Genomic DNA, 25,954 nt, shown 5'->3' with positions numbered 1-25,954 from the left:
AGGAGAGAAACTTTGAAGTGATGTTGTTGCGCTCCTGAAGGTCAGGAAAATTTATTACCGTTTTTCATTCCTGTCTTTCACAGTAAACGACAAATAATATTGCCACTGCCCGCCTGCGCACTTGCCTGCACTTCGGCAGGCGGGGATTAGTTTCACGGATTTTTATTGTGCCTACTGCGTACTTCCCGCTTTTTTCTTTTTCTCCGAATACAAATTTTCTCTCTGCAATTTCACTTCTGTGTCATTGATGTATTCATCATACGTCATCATCTTGTCGAGAATTCCATTTGGCGTGAGTTCGATGATGCGGTTCGCCACGGTTTGCATGAGTTCGTGGTCGTGCGAAGTGAAAAGAATAATTCCCTTGAAATCGCGCATGGAATTATTAATGGCGGTAATAGATTCGAGATCGAGGTGATTGGTGGGTTCATCAAAGAGCAAACAGTTGGCGCCGTTGAGCATCATGCGCGAGAGCATGCAGCGCACTTTTTCTCCGCCGGAAAGCACATTCACTTTTTTCAGTGTTTCTTCGCCGGAGAAAAGCATTTTGCCGAGAAATCCACGGATGAATGTTTCGTCTTTGTCTTTTGAAAATTGACGCAGCCAGTCGATGAGATTATCCGATCCCGAAAAATATTTCAGATTTTCATTCGGGAGATAAGCGTTCTGGATGGTTTGTCCCCATTCTATTTTTCCGTTCGTATTTTTTTCATCGCCTGAAAGAAGATCGAAAAGTTTCGTGATCGCGAGATGATCTTTGGCGAGAAAACCGATGCGGTCGCCTTTTTTCAAACGGAAACTTACATTCGAAAATATTTTTTCATTTTCATTGGAAGCAGAAAGATTTTCGACGTTCAGGATCTGGTCGCCGGGTTCGCGATCCATTTTAAAAATGATGGCGGGATATTTCCGGTTGCTCGCGGGCAATTCGTCGATATTTAATTTCTCCAGTAATTTTTTTCTTGAAGTGGCCTGTCGTGATTTAGAAGCATTCGCCGAGAAACGTGCAATGAAATCCTGGAGTTCTTTCCGTTTGTCTTCCACTTTACGATTCTGATCGGCGCGTTGTTTGTGCGCGAGCTGCGACGCTTCATACCAGAACGAATAATTTCCTGTGTAAAGAGAAATTTTCCTGAAATCGATATCGCACACGTGCGTGCACACGGCGTCGAGAAAGTGGCGGTCATGAGAAACGACGAGGACAATATTTTTGTATTCTGCTAAAAAATCTTCGAGCCAGGAAATTGTTTCCACGTCGAGATCGTTCGTTGGCTCATCGAGCAGAAGAATATCGGGATTACCGAAAAGCGCCTGGGCAAGAAGCACGCGCACTTTTTCTTTTCCATTGAGTTCGCTCATGGATTTCTGGTGAAGCGCTTCTGCAATTCCAAGTTTGCTCAACAGGTCGGCTGCTTCATTCTCTGCATTCCATCCGTTCATCTCTGCGAATTCAGCTTCCAGTTCTGAGGCGCGCAATCCGTCTGCTTCCGAAAAATCTGTTTTCGCATAGATCGCATCTTTTTCCTGCATCACTTTGTGCAGTTTTTTATTTCCCATGACCACCGTTTGCAGTACGATGCACTGGTCGAATGCAAAGTGATCCTGCGAAAGCACGGACATGCGTTGCCCGGGCGTGATGCTTACACTTCCTTTCGTCGGTTCAATTTCTCCCGACAGAATTTTCATAAAGGTTGATTTTCCCGCGCCGTTCGCACCGATTATTCCGTAGCAGTTTCCCGGCGTGAATTTCAGTTCCACTTCATCGAAGAGGACGCGTTTGCCGTATTGTAAAGTAAGATTAGTAACAGTGATCATTTTATTTTATCAAAGAGCGCAAATGTACGGAATTGGTTATGAGTATTGAGTAACCGGTTATGAGAAATGAGTTGGAGTTGATTTACTGAACAGGTGATATGGATAAGTATAAATATTACGACGACCTTTACCATAAAGAATTGAGGGAAGAGGAAAAAAAAGAATAAAGGAAATTAAATTCCGGATATGTGAATTACGAATGCGGGAACGAAGTGCGAATCCCGAACGGGTTCGGGACGAAAATGCGAAGTGTGGATTTGCGAATTACGAATGTGGGAACGGAATGCGAATCCCGAACAGGTTCGGGACGAAAATGCGAAGTGCGGGTATGCGAATTACGAATGACATTTTTTCTTCACGCACAATCCTTCCACTCGAAATAATGAAGCTCATTTGCTTTTTCAATAAAAATATAATACAGTTTTTCGCTCAGCTCCGGGTTGGAATGTTGCTTGCGGAAAAGATCGACGATGCGCTCCGCAGTTGCAAGTTGCGGCAATGATCTGCTGGAGCGGATACATCTGCTGATGCGGTCGAACGACTCTATTATTTCGCGGGTTTTCATGTTCTAAGTTCTAATTCTCATAACCCATACAACGTGCCAATTCATTCCATAACCATAGGTTTCTTCGCAATGAATTGCAAGCGGTCGTTTTCAATATATAAATGGACGGACATTCGCGGTGTTATTTGTTTTTTTTACATTTGAATCCTATTTAACTAAAAAAATCCTTATGAAAAAAGTACTTCTCTGCTCCGTTTTTGCAACCTCCATCTTCTTCGCTTTTTCGTGCGGTTCTGCTGCCGATAAAGCCAAAGCCGATTCAACAACCAAAGCAGATTCCATTGGAAAACTTTCCAATTTTACCGACCCTGATGCATTTGCAACGGAGATCGTGACAGCGTTGAGCAAAAATGATTTCACCGCGTTTTCGCGCCTGGTAATAAACAAAGAGGAAATGATAGCCCTGATGAATTCTTCAAAGGATCAAAGTGATAAAGACATGGTCAGTCATGCTGATGAGATGATGAAAGATATCACTGAGAATTCAAAAAAGACATTCGATGAAGTTCGCGATGCAGGAACCAAAGACGGAATAGACTGGAGCCAGGCGAAATTCAAAAAAGGCGAATACGACAGGAAAGACCAGGGTGGATTTGAATCCATGGCGATGAAAATGGTTATCGATTGCAAGGGCAAAGAATACCATCTCGCGATCGATAAAACGGCGAAAGCAAAAACAGGATGGAGGATCGTAGGGCGAATGGACTATGGTGACCAGGATATGGCTGGAATGATTCAGAGTATGATGGATTCAATTAACAATCCCGACATGAAGTGATTTATTTATGGGCATCTCTAATAACTTCGAATTGCTGCGTTGTGCTGCGTCCTCAAAATCCTCATTTACGAATAGTAAACCCCGCCTTGCATTTCTGTGTTTTTAGAGATGCCCTTATTTTTGTGAAAGATCACCTTGAGAAATAATGCTATGATATCGTTAAGAAAAACCGGGTTCTGCGCCTGGTTTTTTTTCTTTGGGATTTCTGCTGTTCATGCACAGCGATTCAAAACTATTTCCCGTCCCGAAAAATTATGGGCGTTCACGCATCCGTTCATTGCAAAAAAAGCATATCACATTTCCACGCATGCACGCGCTGCAACGGATTCGCTGGAGCGTGCGGGAGTTTTTTCTGATGGCAACGGCGGGCAACTTGATGCATTCCGTCACGCGTACTGGATGGCTTCATTGGTGCAGGAAATTTCTCCGCGCAAGGCGTGCAAGCTGGGGCGCGCGCATGAGAAAGGAAATTATCTCGACTGGAAAAAAGCCCAACGGAATGACTCGACCTGGCAGGGAAAACCGGAAGACGGTTCACTTGCCGATTCACTGATGTGCGATATGGATCTGAAAAATAATGAGAGCGGAATTATGATAGGGCAAACTTTTAAAAATTCAGCCGAGAAAAAAAATCTCATCTCCGAAATTATTAACGCCGATGAAAACGGTGAACTCATTATTCTCAAAAAAGATGAGTCAGGAAATTATTACGACTGCGACGGAGAAAAAATCGATCTGAAAAACAGCGATGGGAAATGGTATATCCCCAAATGCGAAGTGAAGAGTAATGCTGCGGTGAAACGCGGGTAGGGAAGATTACGGATTTTTACGGAATACAGATTACGGATGTTCCGGATACATTCTTATCTCTAAAATCAGTTTACATCCGTAATCTGTATTCCGTAAAAATCCGTAATCCTCTCTCATTTCAAAGTTCTCATTTCAAAAAAAGATTTCACGTATTCTATCATTTTATGATCATTCATTTTTTCTGTTGATTCGATCTCAATTCTTTTTCCGTTGAATTCTCTTTTGTCCATCAGGAAATTAAACAATTCATCTTTTGCAGTGGTTGGCCCGTGAAGAAGTATTTCATCATATTTCACCAGAAGTTTCGCGAGTGAATGATAAAAATTATTCAGCTGATCGTTTGCAAGATTGTGTTTGTGGTATTCATTGTTGGAGGTACGGTATTTCCCAAAAGTTGCTTTGTCGGAATATTGCCCGTCTTCGCGCGGATGAAGATCATGCTCCGATTCCATTTTTTCTATGTGATAATTGTGTTTGCTTACCGGGTAAACAAAAACTGCCTGATGATGATCAAGCCAAACGCCGATGTGATTCTTCAGATGATTCATAGCAATTATTTTATATACAAATTTGGAAAAACAAAATTCAGTTCGGGATGATGAAGATCAGCCGTAAAGACGATAATGGGCAGGAGTACGAAATACGAAAGTTTTCCCGAACGCGTTCGGGATTTTGTATTTTATACTCCCTACTTTCCTTTTCTATCCGGAAATAATTTTCTCACCACCGACATTTTTTTCTCACCACTTCGGAAAACTCCGTGGTGCGCATTGCGGACATCCTCAATGGAATAAAAGGCGTTTGGCTGGAGCGTTTGAATAAGCAGGATCACTTCTTTTACATTTTTCCGCTGGACGATGGAGAATATCATTTTCACAGAACCTGTAGATCCCTGCGCATCCACCACAGTAATTCCATGATTCGCATTGCGCAAACCGGTGATCAGTGTTTCACTTTCATGATTCGTGATGATGCGGATGACCTGCATTCCGAGAGCGAGCCGTTCCTCTATGCGCATGCCCACGTAGGTACCCGTTGCGAATCCGCCCGCCCACGCGAGGTAACACAAAACATTATCCGCTTTGTTCATCACCTGTTTCATTGCAACGAGCCAGATGAGCACTTCCACAAAACCAATGAGCGGAACAATATTCCTGAACCCTTTGTGAATGAAAATATTTCTCAGCGTGGCGAGTGTTACATCGCTCAAACGAGAACAGAAAATAAGAATAGGGAGAATGATCCAGTTGAGAAGTTCGTTGCCTGTCATTTGAAGAATTGAAAATTCAAGATTCAAGATTCCGGATTGGAATTTATTCTCTTATGCACTGCAAAATTACAATCAATATTGAATATTGAATGTTATTCAACAACCAATTGTTTCGTTGTCACCGAATTTTCCATTCGCATTCGCACATAATAAACTCCCGGCGCAAGATCTGCTACACTGAGTTTTTCTGAATATTCTCCTTCCTGCTTCCGGCCTTCATTCACATCGCGCACTATTCTTCCAAGTTCATCCAGCAGATTAATTTCCACATCGCAGGATTTGTCGAGCGAAAAAGAAATATTCACTTCATCATTCGAAGGATTCGGATAAATATTCATGTTGAAAGAAGATAACTGCGGATATTCATGCACAGTTACAATATCATTCACACTGGTGAGATGGGCGGAATAAATTCCATTCGCATGCGTAGCAAGAACAACTAATCCGTCGGTCTGGCGCACATCGGTCATATCACAAACTACAGTTCCTATGGTGAGATCACCCTGCCGCACCCAAACTGTATTCAATCCGTTGAGTGTGTCCGTCGCATACAATCCCGTGCTCGTGCTCGCAAGATAAATTGTTCCGTCAACAACAGGAAGAACTGAGATCCATCGCACCGAAGGTCCATTGCCACCACCTGTAGAATTCTGTTCGAGATTTCCTGCGCACTTCGTCCACGTTGTTCCTCCATCATTCGAATTCCAGATACTGTACACCTGGTAATTGGAATAGCACATCACAATTTTATTTCCATCGTTAGGATCAGTGGTAATACAACTCACATATCCGAAACCGGGCATTGCCGTTGCAGTAATGTCAACAGGAGTCGGCGTTCCCGTGTTCGCATTATCGACGCGATAAATTTTCTTTTTATCTGTTCCGTAATAAACGCGATGCGCCGGTGTGTTGCAGCAATGAACGGCAGTGATGAAAGAATTTGCAGTTGGAACAGAATCGGCCCATTGCACCCAGTTCGTGCTGATGGAATCCCATTGATTCGTCAATGCAATTGCAGAAAGATCATCGTTGCGCCATAAATATTTTCCTCCTGCGAGAAACATCATGTTCTGGTTGTTCGGATCGAGCACGAAAGGATTGATGAATTCATATCCTGTTCCTCCAATGGGATCAATGCGGCGCGCTGCTGTTATATTTCCACTTCCGTCGAGTGTGCACTTATTCATTTTTCCATTCTGAATGGAGAAATAATAATTTCCTCCGCCATTCTCGATCGCACAATAAGATCCGTCGCCTCCGCGCGGCTGCACCCACGGAGAAGTAAGTGTTGTATTATTCGTGTACCAGCTTCCGTTATCCTGCGCACCGCCAATCACAATATCATTTGTGGTAGAATGATCGGTAGTGCAGGTGTAAAACATGGAAGTGATATAACCATTATTAAGTGAATTCCACGAAACTGAATTCTGTGTGCAGTCATTCGTTCTGAAAATTCCCCCGTCGTTCGAGCTGAACATGATATTCGGATTCGATGGAAGAAAAGTAAAAGTATGTTCATCGGGATGATGATTGGGATAACCCATTACAAATGGAAGTGAGGTGTAGGGCTGATATCCTCCAACGTAAGAAGTGGAACTGGTATCATTGAAACGATTTGTATTACGGAAAATATTTGTTCCTCCAATGAAAACTGTATTCGGATCATCGGGCTTCACACGCACTACAAGATCATAAGATCCCTGCGCATTGAAATCTCCAAATACACCGTAGTGTTCTGCCGAAGGAAGATTCATGGAGAGATCTTCCCACATTCCGTTTGCACCCGATCCGTCGCCACCGAGATAAGTGTATCTCCACAAAACATCATACTCAATGTCGCCGAGAAAATTCGTGTCCGGCATTCCTATTCCCGTTGTGTTTCCGAGAAAATAAATTTCATGTTGATCCGAAGGATTTATTCCGATCACCACACGATTGCATAATGAATCACCGAAAAGTGAAGTGGAAATTTTTGCCCACGTTGCTCCCTGGTTCGTGCTTCTCCAGATTCCTTTGTTGGGCCCGTCTGAACTCAACGTTGCATAAACAATTCCGGAATCAGAAGTGACTGCAACATCAGTGAAATAAGAATACGAAGCGAGATTTCCTCCGCGCACTGCAGTCCACGTTGTTCCTCCATTCACACTTTTGTAAACCGCACCGAGACATGCTGTGTAAACAACATTGTTCACCGTATCTACCGGATCAATTGCAAGATTCCAATTCATATCCCAGAATGTATCGAATGATTGCGGCGTATTGGAAACTGTTGCAGAAAGCGGAGACCATGTTGCACCATTGTCCGTACTCTTCAACATTCCGTTTCCAAGAAAATATGCGCTTCCTCCGCTTGCAGATTGTCCGTAAGGTTCGCCGGAGCCAACGTACCACGTGCTCTCGTGTCCTGCGCGTGTGTCCTGTGAAATGCAAGTGATGCCGTGATAACTTCCAGGAGGTGTAACCATCGTCCAGGAATTTCCTGCATCGTTACTCACCCAGATCCCTCCTGAAGTTGTTCCGGCGATGAAATGATTTTCATTCAGTTTGTCAATGGCAAATGCGCGTGTGCGTCCGCCCACATTCCAGGGACCGCGTGCGTTCCATGTTGCCTGCGCGGCCATGCGCCCGGTTGCATTTGCGCGCACGCTTGCGTCACTCGGAAGTGTAGCAGAAAATGCGAGTTCTTTTTCACGCATGTGATCCGGAATTTTTCCATCGGGACCTACAAGGCGTCGGAATTCATAATCCAATCTTCCTTTCGCATCTTCTTCCATCGGGTCGCCGCCAATGACAGGAACGGATGGAGATTTTTTGAAAATGAAAATGAGCGGAACTGCGAGTAAGGCAGAGCAGGCGAGGAGTAGAATTTTTTTCATGGAAGGGAAATTAAAATGCTGTGGCGCATTATGCGAAGATACAAATTACGAATGGGGGAACGGAATGCGGAAAGTGCGGATATGCTGATTACGAATGGGGGAACGGAATGCGGAAAGTGCGGATATACGAATTACAAACCAGCCCGCCTCTCCACGGTTAAGACATTCGTATCTTAGTGTTGGCCAATGAAAAGTTTTATTAAACAAATAATTCCGCTGTTATTTTTTGCAGTTGCCTGCCATGAGAATAATTCGCAGTTGCCGGATAATAACCTTCAAGTGGTTCCGGATTCTGCAAAACAATATTTACTGAAGATCATAGAGGGCGGATGGGTGAATGTAGAATACGAGGATACTTTTTACCGTTATCATTCGCCAATGTTTGCGGCGCGTTACGGATTGCCGGTCCAGCAACTGGCATTTGACATATCGCGGCTGGATCATGATACTTTGGAAAATGCATATCACCGTTATACTTATTCAGCGAGCGAGCGATTCGATCTTGTTTTTAAAAATGAAAATGGAAAAATAAAAATGATCCCCCGGCCGGATGCGGCTGTAAAATTACCAATGGAAGAATTGAAATACCAGGTAAAAGGCGGCGATACAACACTGCAACTTGTGATCGGAAATAAGATGTACTCTTACCGGCGCGTTTTCCGGCAATTTCCGGAATCGGAAAATATTCATCCTACGGCGCTCGATTATTTTGCTAATTCGATCTTGGCAGACGTCATTTGGAAATCGGGTAATAAGTATATTCATTTTAATATCGATGGAACAATTTCAAATTTCAGGAGCTATAATAGATATTCCATAAAAGTAAAAGATGATCATCCGCAATCGCAACCCGACGAGATCACTTTTTATAATGACAATACTGCTGTGACTTATGCATTCGTTCTCAATACAACTCCTCGTCTTCTCTTTGACCTGGAACTTTATGATCTCAAAGAATCGAAAGACGGATTGGAATTTACAAGGGGAAAATTGGTGACGGCATTAAGAGGCGGGACTTATTTTGTAACAGGAACGGATCAGAATGGCAGTAAAAATAAATAGCGGTAAGTTGTCAGCGGCAGTTGAGTGTGATCAGTACATCCGTCAAATCTGTAATCTTCCCTCAATAAATTTCTCTCAGCTTATTGGCGATTTCCAACACCGCCGGGCACACCATTGTATTCAGCATCGTGATGTCAAGTACCTGATGTACGCGTTTTCTGTTCGTGTGCGGGTACCCGCGGCATGCGGTAGGGCGATCATTGTAAACGATGCAATAATTTTCTGAGTCGAGAAAAGGGCAGGGCGTTTTCTGCAATACAAAGTCGCCGTCTTCATCCATGTATAGATATTTTTCAATGAAATTTCCGGGAGAAATTTCAAGCGCTTTGGCAACACGTTCAATATCCTTCTGGTAAAATATCGGTGAGATCGTTTTACAACAATTCGCACATTTCATGCAATCGGTGTGCTCGAATGCTTCATCATGCAGTTCATGCACTACTTCATCAAGATCATCCGGTTGTGTGCGTTTTAATTTCGCGAAAAGTTTTTCATTTGCCTGTTTCGCTTTTTCGGCTTCTTCGCGGAATTGTGCAAGTCCCATGATGTAAAGCTATAGTATTTATAAAATCAGGCGGATGCGGTAGAGAAGAGTAAGCGGAAAAGAATAATTTTGAATAAATATTTTCCAATTGAAGAATTCCGGTAAAGCGTTTCTTTTCCTCTTCCTTTTTTTGTCGGGCAACCTCCTTGCCCAATACCGTTTCAAAAATCTTGGAATTTCCGACGGACTTTCCCAGAATTCTGTTCATTGTATTTTCCAGGACAGCGAAGGTTTTATCTGGCTCGGTACGCAGGATGGATTGAATCGGTACGATGCTTATTCTTTCACAACGTATCGCCATTCGAAAAACGATACAGCTTCTTTGTCCGATAATTTTGTGACCTGCATTGAAGAAGATAATTTTCATTGCTTATGGATTGGTACGCGTAACGGAATGAACCGCTACAATGAGAAGACTGAAAAATTCGAGGAGATATTTCCGCAGGCAATGGACCGGACTTATTTTCATAATTCAGTGACGAAAATATGGAAGAACAGTAACGGTGAAATATGTTTTGAAGCGCGGGGAAATATTTTCATTGCAACGATCACTTCCGCCGGGTATCATATTGTTTCAACGAAAACTTTTGCATCAAAAACGCTCGCCGGAGAAGGGAACAGGATCTATTTCATAGATTCTACAGGACTGTATGTTACGGAAAGAGAAAATAGCTCCGGGAAATATTTTACAGATGCGAAGAAAATATTTTCAGATACGGTATTCGATCATATTAGCCCGAATACCACACTTTATTGCGACAGCAAGGGAAGATTATGGTTTTCCACAGGGAATTTTGTCAATGTGATCGATCCGAAAAAAAATGTGATGAACAGGATCCGCCTGTTGAATGAGAATGGAATTTATTTTTGTGAAGACAATGACGGGAACACGTGGATCGGTGGAGAGAACGGGATTTCGGTGATCTCTCCGGATATGAAATTATCAGGGTCAGTGAGTAAGAACGGAAACCAGGCCGGTAGTATCAGCAGCACCAACATTCTCGGAATTTATAAAGATCACAATGGATTGATGTGGGTGGGAACCTCTGAAGGCGGGGTGAATGTGTGTGATCCCACTCATCGCGTTTTTCTCTCCGCAGGAACGGATCTCCTCTCGGAAAAAGGAGTTTCTGACAATGGAACGTGGGCAGTTTTCCAGGACGGCGACACCTTGCTCGTGGGAACGTCATCGGGACTTGATATTTTTCAATTGAAGAATAATTCTTTTTCCGGCGGAAATTCCTTCGGCGATAATATTGTTTCGAGAAACGTGATCAGCAAAGATGAATCGGGAAACGAGATCAAAAATGTGATCGCGATCACGGAAGATGATGCCGGAAATTACTGGTTTGGTACAAGGAACAACGGATTATTCGTGTTGCATGACGGAAAGATCACATCGCATTTCACTAAACAGAATTCAGGGCTTTGCAGCAATACAGTTTTTCATTTGCTAAAAGCGTCCGATGGTTCCATCTGGATCTCTACGATGGCAGGATTGAGTCATTACGATGTGCATACCAATTTGTTCACCGACTTCCGGGTAGAAGATAAAAAGGGTTTACCTGGAAATTATGTGATCAGTTGTTTTGAAGATTCGAAAAAAAGAATTTTTATTGCAACTACAAACGGACTTTGCATTTTTGATCCTGCTGTCAGCCCTTTGTATAGTTACGCGTCGGAATACAATGATAAAAACTCGCTCAGTTATAATATAGTTACTTCTGTTTCGGAAGATTCGCATCATCGTATATGGGTGAGTACACTCGGGGGCGGTATCGATCTTTTTGATGAGCAGCATAAAAGTTTTCGCTCGTGGGATAAAGAAAACGGCCTTGCTAATAATGTGGTTTACGGGATGGAAGAAGATGCTGCCGGCAAACTATGGATGTTTACCAATTCCGGCATTTCGCAGTTCGATCCTGATGCTGAAAAATTCACGAATTATTATACCAGCGACGGCATCATTGCCAATGAATTTGCCCAGAATGGATTTTTTAAAAATGCATCGGGAGAAATTCTTCTCGCATCACCGGAAGGGGTCATGGTGTTCGATCCGAAAAATATTTCTGCCGTAAAAAAACTGCCGGAGGTAGCGCTTACTTCTTACGCTGTGAACTATGAAAAAAGAATTCCGGGAGAAATTGATTCAATAAACGGGATCAGTCTCGATTGGAAACAACGTACCGTTTCATTCGAATTTGCTGCACTTGATTTTCTCGCTTCCGACAGGATCGGGTATTCCTATAAACTGGAAGGGTTCGATAAAGACTGGGTGATCGCCGATCCGGGCCAGCGCGTTGCCAGCTACACTTCACTTCCTTATGGCGATTATGTTTTTGAAGTGCGTGTGTGCAATAATGACAAAATCTGGTCTGCTGTGAAGTTGCGTGTACCTGTGCATGTGATCGCGCCATTGTGGAATAAAAAATGGTTCATCGCGCTCGAAGCAATTCTTATTTTATTCCTGATTGTACTCGTAGTCCGCTATTATTCGCAACGGAAATTGCGTAAACGTCTTGCCGAAATTGAAGTGCAGCGCAAGATCCAGAATGAAAGAGAACGGATATCGCGCGATCTCCATGATAATGTAGGATCACATCTCACTTACATCATTCAGTCGCTTGATAATATTTCTTTTCGCCGGTCAAAAGACGGGAAAGAAATTCCTGCATTAAAGATCGATGAACTCGGCGATTTTACGAGGGGAACCATGCGCCAGCTGCGGCAAACGATCTGGGCCATCAATAAAGAAACGATCACGCTGTACGAATTGCAGGAAAAAATAAGTGAGCATGTTTCTTTGTATTCAAATGCCAATGAAAAATTAGCAATCCGCGTGAATCTTGAAGGCGATGGAAATTTTATTCTTCCTCCGGCAAAAGCCATTACTATTTTCCGTGTGATACAGGAAGCAGTGAATAACGCAGTGAAACATTCGGAGGCAACAGAGATCACCGTTACGCTCGGACAATCCGGAAAAAATATCCGCGTTACGATCCAGGATAACGGAAAAGGTTTTGATACCGCATCCACTTTCGAGGGCCATTACGGATTAGTGAATATGAAAACGCGGGTGAATGAATCGGGCGGAGCGTACAATGTGAATTCTGAAAAAGGAAAAGGAACCACCATTCTGTTTGTAGTTCCTGTATAAATACTGCAAACGCCCTATTGGATAAAAGTGGTTGTAAATTAATTTTGTCACATGAAGAAAATAAAGATCGCTGTCGCCGAAGATAATCCCGCTCTTGCGCATTCGCTGCGTGAGAATTTATCTTCCTTCGAAAATATCCAGTTGCTTTACATTGCCGCCAATGGAAAAGAACTGTTGCAGAAATTGCCCGGGGAAACGCCCGATCTTATTCTCATGGACATCAACATGCCCGTCATGGACGGAATTGAAGCAACACAAAAAGTAAAACATCATTTTCCCGGAGTGAAGATCATCATGCTCACTGTTTTTGATGAAGAGGATAAAATTTTTCAGTCCATCATCGCAGGCGCCAGCGGGTACATGCTCAAAGATGAAAAACCGGAAAAGATCATTGCGGCCATCGAAGAAGCTATAGAAGGCGGCGCGCCTATGTCGTCCGTGATCGCGAGCAAGGCGCTTGCGCTCATACGCGGACAGAAAACAGAGATCGTTCCCGATAAAAATGATTTCAATCTTTCCAAAAGAGAAATAGAAATTCTTGAACTCATTTCCAAAGGCGACAACTACATCCGGATCGCGGAAAAATTATTCATCAGCCCGAATACCGTCCGCAAACACATCGAGAACATCTATTCCAAACTTCACGTGCACAATAAAGTGGAAGCCATACAGGTGGCGAACAGGAATAAACTGTTTTCTTTCCTGGCGTTTGTGTAAAAAAAGTGGTTGTATTGGAGCACAACCTGTCGCTCTTTTAAGTCACGCCTCGGTAGTGTATCAGTTTGGATTTTGACAATATTTTCAGTTTGAAACTTAGTGCCATTGTGTCTTTGTGGCATCGCGAAATTTCATTGATAACAAAACAATTTTTATCTGGAAAATACTTACGAGGCCACAAAGTCACAAAGGCTCAAAGAAATATCAAAAATTTCAAACTGACCCACTACCTCCTTCCCGGCTTTTATAATTTTTCTTAAATTGCAGTAAACATTTTCGCTATGAAAAGACCGCTGCTCCTTTCTATCCTGTTTCTTCCTGCATTTTTATTGTCGCAGCAGAACGCAGTTCCCGGTTTCACCGAGAACAAGGGACAATTCACCAATGAAGACCGCTCTTCTCAAGTGCTGTTCATGTCGTGTGGCAATGGCCCCAGGGTTTTTGTTACAACAGAAGGACTCGAATTTTTCTTTCTGCAGCGGGAAAAAGAAAGCAGCGATCCCGATTCAAAAACCATTTCTCACTGGTCGAAGATCGCTATGCTGCTGGAAGGAGCTTCCATCAAAAAAGAAAATATTAGTACCGAAGATCCGCTTCCCGGCCTTTCCAATTATTATTATTCAAATTGCCCCGCAGGAATAGAAAATGTTCTGTCGTGGCATAAGGTGATAATAAAAAATATTTACCCGGGAATAGACTGGAAACTTACTTACGACAGCAAAAATGGATTGGCACATGATTTTGTTGTGCATCCCGGCGCCGACATTTCGCTTATTCACCCGCTTTACAAAGGCGCCAATGAAAATTTACTGATCAACGCGGAGAAAAAGCTTGTGCTTAATTCTTTGTACGGAACTTTATTTGAAGGCGGACTTCATGTTTATGAGCAGGCATCAGGTAAAGATGTGGATTGCTCTGTTCTCCTAAATCTTAACGGAAGTATCAGTTACAATCTCATTGGTAATTATGATAACAGCAATACAACGATCGTCATTGATCCTCCGCTGCAATGGTCCATGTCGCAGGTAAGTTCCGATTTCGATTATGGTTACGCGATCACGGCCGCGCAGGACGCGAGCGGTGATGTGCTGCTCACAGGCGCCACCGACGGAACAAATTTTCCAACACTGAATGCTTATCAGGGAGTTTTATCAGGAGTAGAAGATATGGTGGTGGTGCGATTGAATTCTGCAGGAACAAGATTGTGGTCTACCTATTACGGAGGAACAGGAACGGAGCAGGGAAAAGGAATTACTTCCGATGCAAATGGAAATTGTTATGTAACCGGAAATACTTCTTCCACTAATTTTCCGACACTGAATCCTGTTCAGTCTTTTAATGGCGGCGGAACAGATGTGGTGGTGTTGAAATTCAACGCTGCCGGCGTTCGTCAATGGGCAACGTATTACGGCGCTGCAGGAAATGATTATGGTAATGCACTCGTTTCAGATGCTTCAGGAAATATTTATGTCACCGGTTATACCAATTCGCAATTTTTCCCTGTGGTAGCTGCTCTCCAGTCGACAAAAGCTGCAGTGAATGATATTTTCATTATGAAAATGAATTCTTCTTCTGCTGTTCAGTGGGCAACTTTCTATGGCGGAGATGATGATGACAAAGCAAAAGGAATTACGATGGATGCATCGGCCACCAATATTTTTATTACCGGCAGTACACTCTCTACCACTTTCCCGAATACGCTCGGGAGTTTTCAGCAATCGACCGGTAGTTTCAGTATCGAGGATGCATTCGTTCTCAAACTCACCACTGCGCAGGTTTTGGTTTTTGCAAGTTATTGCGGCGGAAATGATGCTGATTTCGGTTCAGGAATTGCGGTCGATAATTCCGGAAATATTTTTGTGACGGGTTACACATTGTCAACGAATTTTCCGATCGTTAATCCCGGTGGTAATGCTTATTTCGACGGCACACAGGCGAGCCCTGCGCAGGAAGCTTTCGTGATGGAATGCAATTCATCAGGAACCACACGTACGTGGTCGAGTTACATTGGCGGAATGGGAACAGATTATGCTTTTGCCATTTCATACGATCCCGGCATTGGAATTTTTATTTGTGGAAATACAGCTTCCACCGATTTCCCGGTGCAGATGCCGGCCGATAATGTTTATTACCAGTCGGTGCAGGGCGATGGAGGAAATTTCAACGATATGTTCATCATGTGGTTCGGCACGAACGATTCGTTGCGCTGGAGTACATATTATGGCGATGCTTCTTCCAATGAAGCATACGGGATTTGCAACGATGCGAACGATAATATTTTTGTAACTGGAGTTGATAACAACGATCTCGCTGTTCTGAAATTTTCTTCAGGAATTTCTACGGTCGTTTGTAATTGTACTCCCGATATAACAGGAACTTTTCTTTATCCTGTTCCTGCAACACAAACTTTATACCTGAGTATTTTTTCGGAAAAGGAAACGAATGTGAAATTGGAAATGATAGATGCGCAGGGACGTTGCGTGATGCAGGAGAATTATTTTTCTTCGAAAGGTCGAGAGGCGCATACTATGGATGTATCATCGCTGGCGAAAGGAACTTATTTGCTTCGTTACACTTCTGAAAATAATTCGGGAGTGATGAAGTTTGTGAAGGAATAAGAAAACTGATTAAAATCAAGTTTCCAACATTCCTGTTGATGAAATAGTTTTTATTGTAATTTGCGACGAATTCAGATCAGTAGTAGTTTTGATCGGAATCACACCCTAATCTACAGTTCATGCGAAAAAATTTACTGACCACTCTTTTTTCAGTTGGGCTTGCGTTTTTTGTGAATGCTCAATCCGTAGATCCTTTTGTCATCGCTTCAGCCGGAGACTTTTATTCGAATGCCAGCGGAATGATTCAATGGACGGACGGAGAAGTAATGACTGAAACATTCAGCACCGCAAATAATTTTGTGACACAGGGATTTCAGCAACCGGAAGATTTTACTACTGCGATCGCTGTACAAAATGAAACTGGCGTCACACTGTTTCCCAATCCTGCAAGTGATCATGTTACCATTGAATTTGGAAGTGATGCAAATGGAGAATATTCAGTGGAGGTTTTCAATTCACTTGGTGAGCAAATGACCGCTCAACATTGCATTGTGGCAAACGGAATTTCAAGGTTTGATATCGGTATGAATAATTTCGCTAATGGCATCTACTTTGTAAAAATCAAAAAAGCAGGAACCAATTCTGTTTCTACTTTTAAAGTCAGTAAAGTTTATTAACCTTTTAAAAAAGATAAAATGAAAAGATTTCTATCTCTATTCTTCATTCTGGCATTGGCACAATTATCTTTTGCACAAGCGCCTACTCAAATGAAATACCAGGGTGTCGCACGAGATGCGTCAGGTATTGCTATTGCCAACGGAACAATTTCTGTGCAGTTCGATATTCACACCGGAAGCTCGACAGGAGCCATAGTTTATACTGAACTTCATTCGGGTGTTACTACAAACCAGTTTGGATTGTTCAGCATCAGTGTCGGTTCCATTAATCCGTTGACACCTTCTCTTTTCGGAGCAGGAATGGAATACATGGAAGTATCGGTAGATTTCGGAGCTGGCCTCACAAGCATGGGAACTTCTCAATTACTTTCTGTTCCCTACGCTTTGTATGCACAAAATGCCGGAAGCAGTACTGCCGGCCCGACTGGTCCAACCGGTCCCGCTGGTGCGAATGGTGCAACCGGTCCCGCTGGTGCGAATGGTGCAACCGGTCCCGCTGGTGCAAATGGTGCAACCGGTCCCGCTGGTGCGAATGGTGCAACTGGTCCGGCTGGAGCAACTGGTCCCGCTGGTGCGAATGGTGCAACCGGTCCCGCTGGTGCGAATGGTGCAACCGGTCCCGCTGGTGCAAATGGTGCAACCGGTCCCGCTGGTGCGAATGGTGCAACTGGTCCGGCTGGAGCAACTGGTCCCGCTGGTGCAAATGGTGCAACCGGTCCCGCTGGTGCGAATGGCGCAACTGGTCCCGCTGGAGCAAATGGTGCAACTGGTCCCGCTGGTGCTAATGGCGAAGGTTATCTCGCAACTTCTGCGTCAACAGTTGCAATTGCAACCGGAGTTAAAACATTTATTACTCAATCAGGTTTAGCTTACATTACAAATGACAGAGTAAGAGTTGCAAACAGTTCAACCGATTATATGGAAGGAGTCGTTGCTTCTTATTCGGGTACAACTTTAATTGTCGTTGTTGATAGAATTGTTGGAGTTGGAACTTTTTCATCATGGAATATTGGAATTGCCGGTGATGTTGGTGTTGCTGGTCCTGCAGGAGCAACTGGCGCTAACGGAGCAGCAGGTGCAACCGGACCAACTGGTGCTGCTGGTGCAACTGGTGCTGTTGGTGCAACTGGTGCTAACGGAGCAGCGGGTGCAACCGGACCAACTGGTGCTGTTGGCGCAAATGGAGCAGCAGGTGCAACCGGACCAACTGGTGCTGCTGGTGCAAATGGAGCAGCAGGTGCAACCGGACCAACTGGTGCTGCTGGTGCAAATGGAGCAGCAGGAGCTACCGGACCAACTGGTGCTGCTGGCGCGAATGGAGCAGCAGGAGCAACTGGCGCTACCGGAGCAACTGGTGTTGCTGGTGCAACAGGAGCAACCGGATCAGGAATGATTGTTACGAATCAGTCAGCTGCTAATACTTATTTTGTTGCCAACAATGTTGTTTATAATTATACTAATGCAACAATAACAGTAAATGCACCAAGTGCCGGAACAATTGTAGTGGAATCAACTGCATGGATGGTACTTGATCATGTAAATGGAACAGACGATCAATTGGCATTAGCGATTGGAACCAATGCAACTGATATGGGAACAATTTACGAACAGACTCGCTGGACAGTTCCATCATCAATGCCAACTTTCCCGAATACCTGGAATGGATTATCAATGAATGTCAGAAGAACGTTTGTTATAGCTGCTGCTGGAACTTATACTTATTACCTCAATGGTGAAATGTTATCAGGTGCGAGCGGGAACGATAATTTCAATTACGCATCGTTGACCGCTGTTTTTTATCGATAGCCAACGAATTTAAAATTTTAAAAATACGCTTCTTAAACAGGAGCGTATTTTTTTTTAATCCCGGAATGAACCTTTAATCGATATAAACTCTGTTTATTGATTTTTATTTTTTTGATCAATTAAAAATCTATCCCGGAGTGAAATTTTTGCCAATCGATTATTCACGAAAAAAGATTAAAAGAAAGAAACCCGTATTTTCACAATTGATTTTCGATTCGAATTAATTTGCTCCTTGCAATGGGGTTTCATTCCAACCTGTGATTTTTTTAATTTTAAAAAAATACTTTCCACTTATAGCGACTTTAATATATTCCCCATGCAATTGCCAACACTCCAAAACCAACAATCCAAAATCCGGAATTCCACCCTTTGTTCATTCCGCTCCAAATAAGTAATTTCGTTCGCTGTTGACCGGCATGCCCCATTTTTCTGCTTTACCCGCAGACAACACCTGAAAAAAATGAAACTATCTGTTCCCAGGGAAACCAAGTTCAAAGAGAACCGCGTTGCACTTACTCCCGACGTTGTAAAAGATCTTGTGAAAAAAGGATTTGAAGTTGCTGTAGAAAACGGCGCAGGAATGAATTCTTTTTTCTCTGATGAATCTTATACTGCTGCAGGCGCGCAACTCGTGAGCGATACAAAGAAAATTTATTCCGACGCTGATGTTGTTTTGAAAGTGAATGCACCCGCACCGGAAGAAATTTCATTGATGAAAAAAGATGCGGTACTCATTTCCTTCATGTGGGCTGCAACTAATCCTGCAGTCGTAGATGCGTGTTGCAAAGCCGGCGTTTCTGCTTTTTCTATGGATGCTGTTCCGCGCATATCGCGCGCGCAGAAAATGGATGCACTGAGTTCGCAGGCAAATCTTGCCGGATATAAATCAGTGTTGATGGCGGCCGACACCATTGGAAAAATTCTTCCGATGATGACCACTGCTGCAGGAACTATTCGCCCGTGTAAAGTGGTGATCTTCGGCGCCGGTGTTGCCGGGCTTCAAGCTATCGCTACTGCAAAACGTCTTGGCGCTGTGGTTGAGGTTTCTGATATACGTCCCGAAACAAAAGAGCAGGTAGAATCACTTGGCGGAAAATTCATTGAAGTGAAAGGCGACGATTCCATAAAAATGGAAGGTGGATATGTGAAAGGAGTTTCGGAAGAATTTTTAAAGAAGCAGCAGGAACTCGTTTCGAAACATGTGAAAGATGCCGATATCGTAATTACTACTGCGCTCATTCCCGGAAAAAAAGCGCCGCTGCTCGTTACAGAAGCAATGGTGAAAAGCATGAAGTTCGGTTCGGTGATCGTGGATATGGCTGTGGAGCAGGGAGGAAATGTGGTAGGAAGCGAAGCCAATAAAACGGTGGTGAAAGACGGCGTGACTATAATCGGTGAAGGAAATATTCCTTCCATGTTGCCGATGAACGCTTCCGATCTGTATGCAAAAAATATGGTGACGCTTTTGTATCACCTCGCTGATAAAGACAAATTCAAATGGGAAATGGATGAAGAGATCACGAAAGGATCGCTCATCACGCATAAAGGCATTGCGGTGCATCCGTCTGTGGCCAAATCAGTGAACGCGTAGTGCTATAACACAACCCACATAACAAACACAAGCAACTCAATCAACTTACTACTATGAATTACATCCGGGAAGTTTTAGGATTCTTCAACGAACACAAGGAACTCATTTACTTCGTCGTGCTCTCCATTTTTGTCGGAGTAGAAGTCATAGGCGGAGTTCCTACTGTGCTGCATACGCCGCTCATGTCGGGTGCTAATGCAATTCACGGCGTTGTGATCGTTGGCGCCATTCACGTAATGCTCAACGTTGATCCCTCGAACAAGATCGCGCTTGTACTCGGATTCCTGGCCGTTGTACTCGGAACACTGAACGTCGTCGGTGGATTTGTGGTAACAGACCGGATGCTGGAAATGTTCAAGAAGAAAAAATAAGAATCCAAAATCCAAGCACCAAAATTTAAGATGACAATATGAAAAAGTATTATGAACAGGAAAATGAAAATGTGGAATCAATTTCTTTGGAGGAAACTGTTAATATCTATGATCTGGAGGAAAGAACATTTCTCAATGCAAAGCGCGTACAAAAATTCATAAAAAAAGTAGAGCAGTCGATCTGGAATATTGAATACATCAAACAGGTTGTACGTTCTTCGGGATCTGTTGGAGCCAATTATATTGAATCGAATGAATTCCCCGGTGAGAAAGATTTCCTGATGAAAGCGCGCATTGCAGGAAGAGAAGCCAAAGAAACTAAATACTGGCTGTGTTTAATGGATATTGAAGACAAACCGGAACTCGAAACAGAAAGAAAGGAATTAGTTTCTGAAAATGAAGAATTAAGAAAAATATTATCATCCATCATAAATAACAGAATTAAAAATCAAACGCTAACGAAGAACTGATTCCGGTTCCCGCCTGGGATTTGGATTTTGTTTTTTGTTGTTTTTATTTTTCCATTTATGCGACACGATCTTTTAGAATTATCTTATTTAATCGGTTCCGTCACTTTCATCATCGGAATGAAAATAATGGGCAATGCACGCACGGCACGCCGCGGAAATCTCATTGGTGCTTTCGGTATGACAGTTGCGATCTTCGGAACAATTTTTCTTTTTCAGAAAAGTGATGAGAACGGTGTGGCCGATATCAACTATCACGTGCCTGTGCTCGTGTACGGACTCATTGCCTTTGCGATCATTCTCGGAACACTTATCGGGTTCATCACGGCGAAAAAAGTGCAGATGACAAAAATGCCGGAGCTTGTTTCCATGTTCAATGGAATGGGCGGCGCCTGCGCTGCACTCATCGGCTTGATGGAGTACGAACACTATCTCGACAAAACAAGTGCGCTCATTCCTATTGTTGCAGGAATTGTGATCGGAAGTATTTCTTTTTCCGGTTCTTTCATTGCATTCCTGAAACTGAATGGAACAATGAATAAACCGATCCGTCTTCCGGCTTACAATATCATCAACTCGATCGTGATGCTCGGCGTTTTCAGTTTCGGAGCGTGGATGGTTTACTCGCACCCCGAAGGACACATGATGTTGTATGCATTGTTTGGATGCGCGATCGTTTACGGAATTCTTTTTGCGGTGCCGATCGGTGGCGCCGACATGCCGGTTGTAATTTCATTGCTCAACTCATTCACCGGGCTCGCTGCGGCATTCGGTGGATTTCTCTATGGAAATTATGTAATGCTCACCGGCGGAATTCTTGTTGGCTCTGCCGGAACGCTGCTCACACTTGAAATGTGTAAAGCAATGAATCGTCCGCTGAGCAATGTAATTTTCGGCGCTTTCGGTGGAGGAACTGCAGCGGCCGGCGGCGATCAGACGAAAGGTTCTGTCAAAGATGTTTCAGTAAGTGATCTTGCGGTGATGATGAACTATTCCAAAAAAGTTGTCATCGTTCCGGGTTATGGCCTCGCGGTTGCGCAGGCGCAGCACGTGATACATGAATTGGAAATGTTGCTCGAAGAACGAGGAGTGGAAGTGAAGTATGCAATTCATCCGGTAGCAGGACGCATGCCCGGACACATGAACGTTCTTCTTGCAGAATCAAATGTTGCGTATGAAAAATTAGTGGAGATGGATGACATCAATCCTGAATTCGAACAGACCGATGTAGTTTTAATTGTAGGTGCGAATGACGTGGTGAATCCAGCTGCGAAATCAGATCCGTCTTCACCTATTTATGGAATGCCAATTCTCGAAGTGGATAAAGCAAAAAATGTGATCGTGAATAAACGTTCCATGAATGCAGGTTACGCCGGAATTGATAATCTTCTTTTTTACAATCCGAAATGTTCGATGTTCTTCGGCGATGCGAAAAAAGCGCTCACGGAGTTGGTGGCGGAATTGAAGACGATGGAATAAGCAGTTGTGTCGGGTGTTAACACCCGACACCGCAAAAAAAATCCCAAATCCGCTAAGGAGTTTGGGATTTTTTATTTGTGATTTAAATGCGCGGAAATTTTGGCTAAATTTCAGAATGAAATAAACCGAAGTAATAGGACGGTTATCCCTTGGATTTGGATGGATAACCGAACTTTTATGACGGGTATAAAGGAGTTGGCGGTAATGCTATGGCGACAGTGCAAACATTGACCGACAGTGCTAAAGAGGAACAAAAGCAAAAAAAATAATTTATGACAAACCACATAACAATAGACGGCAGGACAATTGATTCAACTTTTGCATTTGAACGGACAGCGGGAGACGACCTTGCATACCAAGCTGCGTTGCTTGAATATTTTAGGGACGAAGAAAAAATCCCATTAAACAAACTCGCCAAATATTATCTAAATGAAAACTTGAATTTTTTGTGTGGTTCTGGGACATCGGTTGCAATTGGCGGTAAGACAATTAACAAAGGCGAAAATCCCTTTGAGGGAATATTGACTGAATTAAAAGCAATAGCAGACCCCAAAGAATACATAGGACAGCTCATAAAGTTTTTTCAATCGGACGAGTTGCTTGAGAAGAAATTTGATAAAATAAATCAAGAGCATTTATACTACTTAAATAACAAAGATGATGTGGCTGCCGCCACAATCATCAAGCAGTATTTGGACAAAGCATTAAAGATATTTGTTGATAAATATGTTCCGTTTCCTATTGACTATGTTATGGACAAATTGGGCATTCACGAATTGTTCATCAACAAAATAATCAGCCGAAAGGAAACGCTAAACCGACCAAAGATATTTACACCAAACTATGACCTTGCATTTGAAAATGCTTGCGAAAAAATTGGAGTAAGCTACAACAATGGATTTAGAGGTGTGCATATGAGGAAATTTGACCCCGACACATTTCATAATGAAACATACATCAAACAAGATTCAGGAGATAAAGGTAAACGAATTGCCACCTATTTGAACATTTACAAACTTCACGGTAGTATCTCTTGGCAATACGCTGAAAGTATAAATGACTTGTATAATCTAAAAGAAATTCAAGTTTCGGACACTTCAAAAAAGTCAGATTTCTCTTTTGATTCACTTATGATTTATCCGATTCAAACTAAAAAGTCATACTCACTTGATTTACCGTATAGTGAACTGTTTAGAAACTTTTCAAAATGCTTGACGGAAACCCAAAACACTTTGGTTGCAATTGGCTACTCATTTATAGACGAACACATTAACGACATAATTAGAACAGGACTATACAATCCAAACCTCACACTCATTATTCACTCCTACGGCTTAATAGACGATAAAAGCCCATTGTTTTTGCAGACACTAAAAAGCAGAAGTGTAAGCGATAATCGAATAATAATATTTGAGGGTGCATTAGTTGGAGACTTTACAAATGTTGTAAAACATTTAATCCCACTAAATTCCTTTATCCCACCAAAGGAAACAATCATTGACACCCTTAAAGAACTTACAAAGTAAAAACTATGGCATTTAAAATTGGAGCAGTTTATCGCATTACAAATAGGTATTTAGAAATAATACACGACAAGGATATTTTTTCCAAACCAATTTCATCTGGAAATGGATTACACATTGTAGGGATGTTGAACAGCTATGTTTCAATTCCTCTTTTCAATTCACAAAATGCTATCGGAATAATCTTTGAGCAATTAGAGCCTTCAAAAGAAAGAGAGGTTTTGTTTTCTCCCAAAGCCAATGTGATAATTTCTAAAATCAGACTAATAGGCACTTTCAATCCTATAAACAATACATTTAAAAGAGGCGTTGACTATTTCCCTACGTTAGATGCAGATGTTTTCACAGTTGAAGAAAAACAACTTGAATCTATTTACAATTCCACCATCAAAGCAGATTCGGCAACTCTGCAAGTTGGTAGCGACATATATTTCAATCAGGTAAATATTAACGCTGACCCAAATATCTTGTTTGGAAAGCATTGTGCAGTCTTTGGCAATACAGGCAGCGGAAAATCTTGCACTGTTACATCAATCTTGCAGGGCATTTATCTTGACAAAGGAAGGTTACAAAACGCAACAAACAAACACTTAAAAACAATCATAATTGATTCCAATGAAGAATATTCGGGAATATTCAATGACCAAAATGGAAAACCAGCTTGGGTTGTTTTAAAAGACTACACCGACTTGGAATTATCTCACAAGGATTTGAGTTTTTATGAATTAACGCAATTACTAAAAGAAGATTCGCCAAACGTAATACCATATTTAAAAAGTGCCGTTGAAAAACTCAAAGGATCAAAAAATGTTGATGACAAAATTTATTATGATTTTGCACAACTTCAAGTTGAAATTGAAAATGCAGTTCCAATTGACAGGAATGGAAATCGAGACAATTTCACAATAGGCTTTTTGAAACACATCATAATGAGAATTAAACATTTTTCTTCTGATGAAAGATTTAAAGCCGTGTTTAATAAAACAGGAAACACAATCGAAACGTTTCTGAATTCTGAAACTGAAACGGTTTTGATTTTATCTTTAAGAGTTGCAAACGATATTTTGGCTTTGTTAGTTTATATGATTAGCAAAAGCATTTTTAACTACAAATCAAATCCAGCCCATAGAGGAAAAGACAACATTTTATTAGTGTTGGAGGAGGCACACAGATATATTTCGACAACATCAACCGACCAAATCAATAACTATTACATTGACAAATTAGCAAGAGAGGGACGAAAGTTTGGCGTAAATCTTATGGTTTCTACTCAACGACCTTCTGAAGTTTCAAACACAGTAATTTCTCAATGCAATTCTTTGATAGTTCACAAAATAACAAACAGCAGAGATTTAGAATTTATTAGAAACACAATAGAATATGACGACAAAAGCCAAATTGACTTATTGACAAGCCTGAAACAACAACAAGCGTTGGTATTAGGAGAAGCATTTGCATTTTCATCGCTCATAAAAATTGCAGACGCAAACCCTTTACCACACAGCGAGACACCTAAAATATTTACATTGGACAAATAACACAGACAGAAAGCACTACAGGTAACAGCAGCGACCGTTGCCCGCCCCGGTTTGGGTCGGGCAGGCCCGCCCCGGTTTGGGTCGGGCAGGCCCGCCCCGGTTCGGTTCGGGCAGGCCCGCACGTTTGGGTCGGGCAGGTACAACATCCTATTTCAAAATAAAATTCTCCTATTCGCCCGAATAGCGCAACTTCTTCCAGCTCCATAAAAAATCACAGCGTGAAATTTTGCCTGCCTGCCGAAACAAAGTGAAGGCATGGTCAGTAACCCGCGAAAAATAATTTTCGAAAATTTCTCCTGTTGAAAAGAACAAAAAAATGTTTATTCCCAATTGCGCCTTCAGATAGAATT

General features: G+C 42.5%; 20 protein-coding genes. 14 read left to right on the top strand and 6 right to left on the bottom strand.

Going from position 1 to position 25,954, the window contains the following annotated elements:
* Nucleotides 1-171: 171 nt before the first annotated feature.
* Nucleotides 172-1,815, bottom strand: coding sequence for an ATP-binding cassette domain-containing protein (locus HY064_15935; protein ID MBI3512149.1), 1,644 nt, complete (start codon nt 1,813-1,815; stop codon nt 172-174).
* A gap of 355 nt (nt 1,816-2,170) precedes the next feature.
* Nucleotides 2,171-2,380, bottom strand: coding sequence for a hypothetical protein (locus tag HY064_15930; GenBank protein MBI3512148.1), 210 nt, complete (start codon nt 2,378-2,380; stop codon nt 2,171-2,173).
* 169 nt (nt 2,381-2,549) lie between these two features.
* On the opposite strand from HY064_15930, the gene HY064_15925 reads away from it, so the two are divergent.
* Both HY064_15925 and HY064_15920 read left to right on the top strand, forming a co-directional pair.
* The gene (locus HY064_15925; protein MBI3512147.1) at nt 2,550-3,158 is read left to right on the top strand and encodes a hypothetical protein; all 609 of its coding nucleotides are present in this window, start codon (nt 2,550-2,552) and stop codon (nt 3,156-3,158) included.
* Between the two features lie 150 nt (nt 3,159-3,308).
* Nucleotides 3,309-3,968 (top strand): hypothetical protein, encoded by a 660-nt coding sequence (locus tag HY064_15920; protein MBI3512146.1) that lies wholly within the window; start codon nt 3,309-3,311, stop codon nt 3,966-3,968.
* Between the two features lie 113 nt (nt 3,969-4,081).
* Here HY064_15920 and HY064_15915 read toward each other — a convergent pair whose 3' ends face one another.
* The 3 genes from HY064_15915 to HY064_15905 form a co-directional block, all read right to left on the bottom strand.
* Complete coding sequence (locus tag HY064_15915; GenBank protein MBI3512145.1) at nt 4,082-4,516, bottom strand: hypothetical protein; 435 nt, start codon at nt 4,514-4,516, stop codon at nt 4,082-4,084.
* 140 nt (nt 4,517-4,656) lie between these two features.
* Nucleotides 4,657-5,238 carry a DUF2179 domain-containing protein gene (locus HY064_15910; protein MBI3512144.1) on the bottom strand — a complete coding sequence of 194 codons (582 nt, stop codon included), beginning with the start codon at nt 5,236-5,238 and terminating at the stop codon, nt 4,657-4,659.
* A 92-nt stretch (nt 5,239-5,330) separates the two neighbouring features.
* Entirely contained in the window at nt 5,331-8,114 is a 2,784-nt protein-coding gene (locus HY064_15905; GenBank protein ID MBI3512143.1) for a T9SS type A sorting domain-containing protein, read from the bottom strand.
* A gap of 186 nt (nt 8,115-8,300) precedes the next feature.
* Here HY064_15905 and HY064_15900 point away from each other — a divergent pair, with 186 nt between their 5' ends.
* On the top strand, nt 8,301-9,176 hold the full coding sequence (locus HY064_15900) for a hypothetical protein (GenBank protein MBI3512142.1): 876 nt from the start codon (nt 8,301-8,303) through the stop codon (nt 9,174-9,176).
* Between the two features lie 61 nt (nt 9,177-9,237).
* Here the strand turns inward: HY064_15900 and HY064_15895 are convergent, their stop codons facing one another.
* A complete protein-coding gene (locus tag HY064_15895; GenBank protein MBI3512141.1) occupies nt 9,238-9,720 on the bottom strand; it encodes a YkgJ family cysteine cluster protein in 483 nt (160 codons plus the stop codon).
* A 130-nt stretch (nt 9,721-9,850) separates the two neighbouring features.
* On the opposite strand from HY064_15895, the gene HY064_15890 reads away from it, so the two are divergent.
* The 11 genes from HY064_15890 (at nt 9,851) to HY064_15840 (ending at nt 25,604) form a co-directional block, all read left to right on the top strand.
* Nucleotides 9,851-12,877: a hypothetical protein gene (locus HY064_15890; protein MBI3512140.1), complete on the top strand. Its 3,027-nt coding sequence runs from the start codon at nt 9,851-9,853 to the stop codon at nt 12,875-12,877.
* A 51-nt stretch (nt 12,878-12,928) separates the two neighbouring features.
* A complete protein-coding gene (locus tag HY064_15885) occupies nt 12,929-13,594 on the top strand; it encodes a response regulator transcription factor (GenBank protein ID MBI3512139.1) in 666 nt (221 codons plus the stop codon).
* A 281-nt stretch (nt 13,595-13,875) separates the two neighbouring features.
* On the top strand, nt 13,876-16,212 hold the full coding sequence (locus HY064_15880) for an SBBP repeat-containing protein (GenBank protein ID MBI3512138.1): 2,337 nt from the start codon (nt 13,876-13,878) through the stop codon (nt 16,210-16,212).
* Between the two features lie 119 nt (nt 16,213-16,331).
* Complete coding sequence (locus HY064_15875; GenBank protein ID MBI3512137.1) at nt 16,332-16,829, top strand: T9SS type A sorting domain-containing protein; 498 nt, start codon at nt 16,332-16,334, stop codon at nt 16,827-16,829.
* An 18-nt stretch (nt 16,830-16,847) separates the two neighbouring features.
* Entirely contained in the window at nt 16,848-18,635 is a 1,788-nt protein-coding gene (locus HY064_15870) for a collagen-like protein (GenBank protein ID MBI3512136.1), read from the top strand.
* A 460-nt stretch (nt 18,636-19,095) separates the two neighbouring features.
* Nucleotides 19,096-20,226, top strand: a complete 1,131-nt coding sequence (locus HY064_15865; GenBank protein ID MBI3512135.1) for a Re/Si-specific NAD(P)(+) transhydrogenase subunit alpha — start codon at nt 19,096-19,098, stop codon at nt 20,224-20,226.
* 62 nt (nt 20,227-20,288) lie between these two features.
* Entirely contained in the window at nt 20,289-20,597 is a 309-nt protein-coding gene (locus HY064_15860) for an NAD(P) transhydrogenase subunit alpha (GenBank protein MBI3512134.1), read from the top strand.
* Nucleotides 20,598-20,635: 38 nt separating this feature from the next.
* On the top strand, nt 20,636-21,067 hold the full coding sequence (locus HY064_15855) for a four helix bundle protein (GenBank protein ID MBI3512133.1): 432 nt from the start codon (nt 20,636-20,638) through the stop codon (nt 21,065-21,067).
* 57 nt (nt 21,068-21,124) lie between these two features.
* The gene (locus HY064_15850; GenBank protein ID MBI3512132.1) at nt 21,125-22,543 is read left to right on the top strand and encodes an NAD(P)(+) transhydrogenase (Re/Si-specific) subunit beta; all 1,419 of its coding nucleotides are present in this window, start codon (nt 21,125-21,127) and stop codon (nt 22,541-22,543) included.
* Between the two features lie 272 nt (nt 22,544-22,815).
* A complete protein-coding gene (locus tag HY064_15845; protein ID MBI3512131.1) occupies nt 22,816-24,069 on the top strand; it encodes an SIR2 family protein in 1,254 nt (417 codons plus the stop codon).
* Between the two features lie 5 nt (nt 24,070-24,074).
* A complete protein-coding gene (locus HY064_15840) occupies nt 24,075-25,604 on the top strand; it encodes an ATP-binding protein (protein MBI3512130.1) in 1,530 nt (509 codons plus the stop codon).
* The last annotated feature ends 350 nt before the right edge of the window (nt 25,605-25,954 follow it).

It is taken from the genome of Bacteroidota bacterium (genome assembly GCA_016194975.1).
Taxonomy (GTDB): Bacteria; Bacteroidota; Bacteroidia; order Palsa-965; family Palsa-965.
This window is presented reverse-complemented; position numbering and strand designations above follow the sequence as displayed.